Source organism: Mesorhizobium sp. M7A.F.Ca.US.006.04.2.1 (genome assembly GCF_004022915.1).
Lineage (GTDB): Bacteria > Pseudomonadota > Alphaproteobacteria > Rhizobiales > Rhizobiaceae > Mesorhizobium > Mesorhizobium ciceri.
Map to the genome: position 1 here is coordinate 1 of NZ_RZQA01000198.1, position 8,241 is coordinate 8,241.

At 62.5% G+C, this 8,241-nt stretch carries 6 protein-coding genes; 1 reads left to right on the forward strand and 5 read right to left on the reverse strand.

From position 1 onward, the window contains the following. Positions 1–11: 11 nt before the first annotated feature. Positions 12–1,007 (reverse strand): helix-turn-helix domain-containing protein, encoded by a 996-nt coding sequence (locus EN925_RS13125; RefSeq protein ID WP_024504530.1) that lies wholly within the window; start codon positions 1,005–1,007, stop codon positions 12–14. A gap of 126 nt (positions 1,008–1,133) precedes the next feature. On the opposite strand from EN925_RS13125, the gene EN925_RS13130 reads away from it, so the two are divergent. Further along, on the forward strand, positions 1,134–1,778 hold the full coding sequence (locus EN925_RS13130; protein WP_127370304.1) for a cysteine hydrolase family protein: 645 nt from the start codon (positions 1,134–1,136) through the stop codon (positions 1,776–1,778). A 67-nt stretch (positions 1,779–1,845) separates the two neighbouring features. Here the strand turns inward: EN925_RS13130 and EN925_RS13135 are convergent, their stop codons facing one another. The 4 genes from EN925_RS13135 to EN925_RS13150 form a co-directional block, all read right to left on the reverse strand. Beyond that, positions 1,846–3,525, reverse strand: a complete 1,680-nt coding sequence (locus EN925_RS13135) for a formate--tetrahydrofolate ligase (RefSeq protein ID WP_013529948.1) — start codon at positions 3,523–3,525, stop codon at positions 1,846–1,848. A 313-nt stretch (positions 3,526–3,838) separates the two neighbouring features. Continuing rightward, positions 3,839–4,963 (reverse strand): DUF2333 family protein, encoded by a 1,125-nt coding sequence (locus EN925_RS13140; protein WP_013529949.1) that lies wholly within the window; start codon positions 4,961–4,963, stop codon positions 3,839–3,841. Positions 4,964–5,067: 104 nt separating this feature from the next. After that, positions 5,068–6,372, reverse strand: coding sequence for a DUF6638 family protein (locus EN925_RS13145; RefSeq protein WP_127369343.1), 1,305 nt, complete (start codon positions 6,370–6,372; stop codon positions 5,068–5,070). Positions 6,373–6,414: 42 nt separating this feature from the next. Beyond that, a partial coding sequence (locus tag EN925_RS13150) for an ATP-binding protein (protein WP_164894193.1) occupies positions 6,415–8,241 on the reverse strand: 1,827 nt, incomplete at its 5' end.

Consider the following 8,241-nt stretch of genomic DNA (forward strand, 5'->3'; position numbering starts at 1 on the left):
GGCTGAACAGGTCAGGACGACAGGACATACGTCATGCGCTCTTCCTGATCGCCTCGCCTGGAAAACTCTCGCCGGTATTGCGCCGGCGATGTCCTCAGTCTCGCGGCAAAATGCTGACGCAACGAGGTGGCGCTGCCGAAGCCGGCTTCGAAGGCGATCATGTCCATCGATTTCTCCGTCGCTTCCAGCAAACGCTGCGCCAGTTCGATCCGCTGGCTGGTCAGCCAATCGCCAAAGCTGGCGCCGATCGATTTCTGAAAGCGACGGGTAAAGGTGCGGCGGGTCAGGCCGGCGGCCTCGGCGACGCGGTCCAGGCTATGCGCCTCGCCAAGCGTCGCGCGAACCGCGTCGAGGGCCTGGGTGAAGCGGTCGGCGTCCGCGCTTCTTGCCACCGGATGCTCGATGAACTGTGCCTGCCCACCCTGCCGGTGCGGAGAAAGCACGATCTGGCGGGCGAGCCGGAGTGCTGCTTCCGCGCCATAGCGGGCGCGCACGATGTGGAGACAGCAGTCGAGGCCGGCGGCGACGCCGGCCGAGGTCACGACATCGCCATTGTCGACGTAGAGCACCGCGGCATCGACAGCGATGTCGGGATGGAGTGTTTGCAATTGTTCGCAATAGGCCCAGTGCGTCGCGGCACGTCGGCCCGAAAGCAGCCCGGCCGCTGCAATGGCGAAGGTGCCGAGGCACAGGCCGACAATCAAGGCGCCGCGTTGGTGCGCATGGCGCAGCGCTTCCATCAGCAGCGGCGATACCGGTTCGCTCAGATGATGCCAGCTCGGGATGATGACGATATCGGCGCCGTCGAGCCCTTCGAGCCCATGCGGCGCGGCAATTGTCAGCCCGGCTTCGGTATGGATCGGCCCGGCCTTGACCGCGCAGATGCGGAAGTCGAAGCGCGGCAGGCCAAGCGCCGTCCTGTCCTCGCCGAAGACCAGGCACGGTACGGAAAGATGGAACGGGCTGATGCCGTCGAAGGCGAGGACGGCAATGATCGGGTCGTTCATGGGTGCTTCCAGCGGTTGAATGCGGATTGTCCCAATTCTTTCGAATGATGTCAATCGGGCCACTTTCGGCTGTCTGGCAGCCCGCCTATCTTCCATCCATCGAATTCAAGCCGGAAAGGAAACACCATGTCTGACCCAGCCAACACCGCGCCGCGCCGGGCGCTGATCGTCGTCGATGTGCAGAACGATTACGACGGCGGCAATCTCGCCATCCAGCATCCGCCGTTCCGCGACAGCGTCGTCAATGTGGCACGCGCCATGGATGCAGCGACTGCTGCCGGCATCAAGGTGGTGGTCGTCAAGCAGATGGCGCCCGAGACCTCGCCGATCTTCGCCAAGGGCAGTCACGGCGGCGAACTGCATCCCGAAATCGCCAGGCGCGAGCGCGACCATTATGTCGAAAAGAACCTGCCCTCCGCCTTCACCGGCACTGATCTGGAAGACTGGCTTCGCGCCAATGCCATCGATACGATCACGGTGGTCGGCTACATGACGCATAATTGTGACCTGTCGACCATTATCCACGCCGTGCATATGGGCTTTGCCGTCGAGTTCCTGTCGGATGCGACCGGCTCGGTGCCTTACGCCAACAGCGCCGGCTACGCCTCGGCCGAGGAGATCCATCGCGTGGTCACGATCATCCTGCAGTCGCGCTTCGCCGCCGTGCTCAAGACCGCCGAATGGGTCGAGTGCCTGCAGACCGGCGCGCTGCCGGAGCGCGACACGATCTTCGGCTCCAACCAGCGGGCGCTGTCGCGCAGCGCTGCTTAGGGCTATCCGAAAAAACAGAAAGGGCGCCGCATCGCTGCGGCGCCCTTTCTGTTTGAATTGAAGGATTTTAGAACAGGCCTTCGATATTGCCGGCCTCATTGAGGAAGATCTTTTCCGAGGACGGCGCCCTCGGCAGGCCCGGCATGGTCATGACCTCGCCGCAGATGATGACGACGAAGCCGGCACCGGCCGAAAGCCTGACCTCGCGCACCGGCACGGTGTGGCCGGTCGGCGCGCCGCGCAGGTTCGGGTCGGTCGAGAAGGAATATTGGGTCTTGGCCATGCACACCGGCAAATGGCCGTAGCCGGCGTCTTCCCACGCCTTGAGCTGGTCGCGCACCGACTTGTCGGCGATCGCTTCCGAGCCGCGATAGATGCGCTGGACGATGGTGTTGATCTTCTCGAACAGCGGCATGGCATCGGGATAGAGCGGGGCGAACTGCGAGGCGCCGGATTCGGCCAGTGCCACCACCTTGTTGGCAAGATCCTCGATCCCGGCCGAGCCGTGTGCCCAGTGCTTGCACAGGATCGCTTCTTCGCCCATCGAGGCGACATAGTCCTTCATCGCCTGGATCTCGGCGTCGGTGTCGGAATAGAAATGGTTGATGGCAACCACCGCCGGCACGCCGAACTGCCTGATGTTCTCGATGTGGCGGCCAAGGTTGGCGCAGCCCTTCTTCACCGCCTCGACGTTTTCCTTGCCGAGGTCTTCCTTCTTGACGCCGCCATTCATCTTCATGGCGCGCACGGTGGCGACGATGACCGCCGCTGCCGGCTTCAAGCCCGCCTTGCGGCACTTGATGTCGAAGAACTTTTCAGCACCCAAATCGGCGCCGAAGCCGGCTTCGGTGACGACGTAGTCGGCGAGCTTGAGCGCCGTCGTGGTGGCGACGACCGAGTTGCAGCCATGCGCGATGTTGGCGAACGGCCCGCCATGCACGAAGGCCGGGTTGTTCTCCAGCGTCTGCACCAGGTTCGGCTGCATGGCGTCCTTCAGCAGCACAGCCATGGCGCCGTCGGCCTTGAGGTCGCGGGCATAGACGGCTGACTTGTCGCGGCGATAGGCGACGATGATGTCGCCGAGGCGCTTTTCCAGGTCCTTCAGGTCGGTCGACAGGCAGAGGATCGCCATGACTTCCGAGGCGACGGTGATGTCGAAACCGCCCTCGCGCGGGAAGCCGTTGGCGACGCCGCCGAGCGAGCAGATGATCTCGCGCAGCGCGCGGTCGTTCATGTCCATGACGCGGCGCCAGACGACCCGGCGGGTGTCGATGCCGAGCTCATTGCCCCAGTAGATGTGGTTGTCGATCAGCGCCGAAAGCAGGTTGTGCGCGGTGGTGATGGCGTGGAAGTCGCCGGTGAAGTGGAGGTTCATGTCCTCCATCGGCACGACCTGCGCATAGCCGCCGCCGGCGGCACCGCCCTTGACGCCGAAGTTCGGGCCGAGCGAAGCCTCGCGGATGCAGACGATCGCCTTCTTGCCGATGCGGTTCAGGCCGTCGCCGAGACCAACCGTGGTCGTGGTCTTGCCTTCGCCGGCCGGCGTCGGGTTGATGGCGGTTACGAGGATCAGCTTGCCGTCCTTGTTGCCCTTCACCGATTTGATGAATTCGGCTGATATCTTGGCCTTGTCGTGGCCGTAGGGCAGCAGGTGTTCGGTCGGGATGCCGATCTTCTGGCCGATCTCCTGGATCTGCTTTTTCCTGGCGCCGCGCGCGATCTCGATGTCGGACTTCACTTCGGCCATGACGGCTTTCCTCTGGATTGGACGGTGGAGGGGACGGGTTTGGTCTTACTGGCAAGCAGGTTGGAACCGGGCGCGGGCATGTTCTAACCCTGTCGCTGCCGCGGCGTCAACTTGTATGCAACTATGTTTCCTCTTGAGAAAATTCTTCTGCGGACCGGCCGACCTGTCGTCGGTTCTTCCTGGCTCCGTTGCCGCGCCGTATAGAAGCCAGAGGACGCGTCGTTCCGCCGTCTCAAAACAGCCGCACAATGCACGGAATGCGACAGAGGCGACGGCGCAAATTCGCCATCGCCTGGTCCCTAATGGAACAGCGCTACTGCGTCAGAACGTTGCTGATTTCGACCATGTTGGAGCGCACCCTGAGCACATAGAAGCCCATCGTCGTCAGATGCGTCGGCAACAGCCAGCCATCCTCGCGGCCATTGGCGATGATGAAAGGCTGGATCTTCAGCGCCGAAACGAACTGCGAGTCCATCGTGTCCCAGAGGTTCTGCAGATGCTTTTCCTTGATGACGTCCTCGAAGTCGGCCTGGGCGCCCTTCATCAGGCCGTAATAGCCATAGAGCTGGCCATAGGCGAACCAGTAGCGGTCGTCGGCGCGGAAGTCGAACCAGCCATTGTTGTGGTTCTCGGCGCGTTCCTTGAGGATCGCCGAGGTCGAGCCGATGTCGGACGAGATGCGGTCGATATACTGTTTCAGATTGTCGGCGCGGGCGTCGAATGTCGCCTGGCAGGTGGCAAGGCGAGCGTTGAAGGAACGCAGCATGCGCACGGCGTCGCGATAGTAGCTCGGCGTCGGTGTCTTGGGGCCGAACGGGTTCAGGCCGAAATACCAGGTCTCCTCGTCGAACTGCAGGTTGCCGCGGGCATTCTGCAGATCGCTGTCGATCTGCGAGGTGGTGCGGACGCGGCCGAGATTGTCGGCGAGTTCAGTCGCCGTGCGCCGCACCGCCTGGTTGATGCCGCGCTGGAAGGAGGCCTTGTTGTCCATCCACGGCGTGTTGTCCCAGTCGATGCCGAACAGGCCGAGCTTGTAGAGGATCATCGACGAGATCCAGGCATTCTGGTTGACGTTGAAGTCGGTCAGGTCGGCGGCGATCTGGGCAATGCCGGAGTTGCCGCAGGTCTTGGCCGTGTCGGTGCCGGCGCCGGCGGAGACCTGTTCGCCAGCGGAGACATTGCGCTTCTCGAACGTGTAGGTGTCTGGATAGTTCGGGTTGAAATTGTTCCACCACTGGGTGGCGTAGAAGAAATTGGCATAGAGGCCGATCAGCACCAGCAGAGCAAGGCCGACCGCCGCCTTGAGGATCCAGCCGCGTTGCGTGTACCAGCGTCCGGCCCACAGGAACGGCCACAGGATGACGCCGATCAAAAGCCCGATACCGCGGCCGATCCACTGGAAAATGCGGGTGAAGAAGTTCACGATCGGATCGAGCATGGCTGTGTCACCCCCTCAAGCATGATGCCAAAAAGTTGCAGACTTTTTGGATAACATTATGCGCCAAAACAAGAAGTTAGAACGAAATAACGGTTCATTTCGTTCTAGTCAGTCAGGCCGTAGAGGCGCGTGCGAAACGCCACCTTGTCCTTCAAATATGTGGTTTTGAGAACGTCCACAACATGCGATCGCCAGGCGTCGCTGAAGCCGCCATAGTCCTTGTAGAAGCCGTCCTTGTTGAAGATGTAGCGCGAGACGAAGTCCGACGGCACGAAATCCGAGATCAGCCGGTTGGTCAGCCAGGCGTCAGGATGGTCAGGCTTGGCGCGGATCACCAGGAAGCGCTGCTGCGGGAAGACATCCTCGATCTTCAGGTGGCCGAGCTGGGCGATCTCGCGCTTGGCGGCGTTGAGGAAAGGGAAATTGCCGTCGCTGGTGATCAGGTCGGCATGGCTCTGGATCCAGGTCTGCAGCCAGACCTTGTCGACATTGGTCAAGTTGCGGTTCGGCTCGGCATCGCGGATCAGCGCGCGCACCACCATCTCGGCGCGGTGCTCGAGATAGCCCGAGGCCTCGACCCAGGAGGCGCGCGGCAACTCGATGCGGCCGGTGGTGGCGAGGAACTTGAATACCTTGTCGGCGTCGTTAATGGAGAGATAGCTGACCTGCCACGGCCGCGAACGGCGGAAGCCTGGCGCCGCAGGATCGCTGATCACCGTCGTCACATCCGGGTCGACGAAGACGTAAAGGCCACCGAAATGGCTGGTCCAGTAGGCGTTGTGGCGGAAGATCACCTGGTCGGGCACCAGCGCGTTCTCGCGGATGTCGCCGCAGATCTTGGCGAGCTCGACCATGCGGTTCAGCATGGCGCTGTCGCGCCAGGCGTCGGGCTCCTGCTTCAACCGGTCGACGAGCTTGCCGAGCTCGGCGGCCTTGCCCAGCACATCCTCAGCCGACAGCACCTTGAACTCGACCTGGCTGATCGACAGCAGGTCCTCGATATCGTTGACCTTGGGAACGGAATCCTCGATCTCGCCGTAGATGACATCCTTGATCGTCAGCGCATCGATGGCGCGCTGGTTCTTGGACATGAACTCGAACATCAGCTGCGAGGTGTTGGAGAAGGCGGTGTGCACCACCGGCAGGTCGATCTGCGACGGCGTCAGGATGATGAAACGGCGGTTGACCTCGTTGGGATCGAGATAGTCGTAGTCGTCGCATTCCTCGGCCACTTCGGGCGAAAAGCCGGTGCGATCGATCTGGAAGGTCTTCAGCTTGGTCGGCTTCAAGCCGAATGCGGCGAGCGCCTTGTTGTAGCGCTGGATCAGATGCGGCTCGTCGACCGTCAGCAGCCGGCCATAGATCAGCTCATTGTCGCGCAGGAGATCGGGTTTTTTGGCGGGGCTCATCTTGCCTTCTCCCACAAGGGGTGAAGGGAAGGCCGGCGCAGCTCACGCATTCCATAGCCCCTTCTTCTTCATCTCCTCCATCTCGCGCGCAGCCCGTTCGCGCAGGCGGGCGTCGCGCAGCAGTTTTTCCACGGCGGAGTCGTCGGACTTGTCGGAATAACGGAACTCCGAGTCGGCGTAGCGGTTGATCTCCTGCATGACCATGTCCATCGAGAACGGCCCGCGCAGTTCCTCGATCATCGCTTTCTTCTCGTCGTAGCCCTTGTGCATGAAGACTTCCGGCTTCTCGAACCAATCGTCGGGAAGCTCGATGTCCATGGCGCGCATCTTGATGGCGTCGGTGACATTCTTGATGGCGCGACCGGTGAAGCGGGGCTCGGCATCCTTGATCAGGTGCAGATAGGTGCCGATATCGGCCATCGATTTCGGCGCGCCGTTCTCCTTCATGTAGCGCTCGTAGACCTTCATCAGCCCATCTTCCTGCGGCTTCTCGTGCTCCTCATAGGCTTCGGTCACGGCGCGCTGGATTTCCTGCGCGGCGTAGAGGTCGTGGTCGCCGAGCGGGATCTTGTGGTTTTTCCCCGCCAGCAGGACAAAAATATCGATGTAGTCGTCGCGGCTCTGCGGCCCGTCGACCAGCCAGCGGGCGCCGGCGCGCTGGCGCAGCGCGTCGTCGACATTTTCGGGGTAGTTGGAGAACATGCCGAATGAGCAGTTGCCGCGCACCACGGTGGCGGCGCCGGCGAAGGCGTCCATCAAGACGCCTGTTATTTCCTGCTGGCCGGCCGAGGCGCGGTCGTCGGAGCGGCGCGCCGCCACCTGGTCGATGTCGTCGATGGTGCCGAAGCCGATGACGCGCGGGTTCAAGACATTGTTGATGAACTGGCGGCAGTTCTGGCCCGACTTGCCCTGGTAGGACGAGATCTGGTCGACGCCGAAATTCTCGTAGGCGAAGGGATAGCCGGCGACCTGGCAATAGCCGTTGACGAGGCCGGCGATCATCTGGATCAGCGTCGTCTTGCCAGTGCCGGGGGCGCCGTCGCCGATGAAGGTGAACAGGAAGCCGCCGAGCTCGACGAACGGATTGAGTTCGCGCTCGAAATCATAGGCCATCAGCATCTTGGCGAGCTTGACCGACTGGTATTTGGCGATGTGGTTGCCGACGACCTCTTCCGGCTTCTTGAAGGTCATCACCAGCGGTTTTGAGCGCTTGCCCGGCGCGACGTCGAAACCATCGAGAGTGAAATCGTCGGCATCGATGCGGATATGGGCGTTCTCGAACGGGCCGATGCCGTCGAAGCGGCCCTTGCGGGCCAGAAGCCCGTCGATGGCGACGCGGGCGAAGGCGCGTGCCCTTGTCATCAAATCGGCATCATCGGACGATCCCGAGATCGCCTTGTCGAGGCCAGCGAGGATCGACTTCACCGCATCCTGCGGCGTGTCGAACAGGAAGTCCGGCTCGGGGATGTCGTTGGGTGCCTCGCCGTCGCTGTCGATCAGCTGGAACAGGTAGGAGGCGAGGCTGAAGGCGGAGATGTAAGCCGAGGCCGACAGAAGCTTCTTGAAGGTGGCCGCTTCGTCGCCTTCGAGCGGCGCGCGGGTATTCCTGGCCTGCAGGCTTTCGAGGTCGGAGCCTTCGGCAAAGACGTCCGATATGGCCAGCGCGATCGCCGTGCCGCGCCGGGCGCGAAACAGGAGCGTGTGCTGCGGGATGGTCAGCAGCTGGTCGTCGGGATGAACGGCGCCGACGGTCGTGGCCAGCTCGACCTCGCGCGTGCGACGCACCGAGCCGACCGAGACGGTCGAGACGAAGCGGCGGTTGGTGCCGGCAAGCGCGGTGCCGGACTCCCGTGACGGGGCCTCCAGCAC

Coding starts and splice junctions, on each gene's coding strand:
- EN925_RS13135 (WP_013529948.1), bottom strand. CDS start 3,525: ATGGCCGAAGTGAAGTCCGACATCGAGATCGCGCGCGGCGCCAGGAAA.
- EN925_RS13125 (WP_024504530.1), bottom strand. CDS start 1,007: ATGAACGACCCGATCATTGCCGTCCTCGCCTTCGACGGCATCAGCCCG.
- EN925_RS13140 (WP_013529949.1), bottom strand. CDS start 4,963: ATGCTCGATCCGATCGTGAACTTCTTCACCCGCATTTTCCAGTGGATC.
- EN925_RS13130 (WP_127370304.1), top strand. CDS start 1,134: ATGTCTGACCCAGCCAACACCGCGCCGCGCCGGGCGCTGATCGTCGTC.
- EN925_RS13145 (WP_127369343.1), bottom strand. CDS start 6,372: ATGAGCCCCGCCAAAAAACCCGATCTCCTGCGCGACAATGAGCTGATC.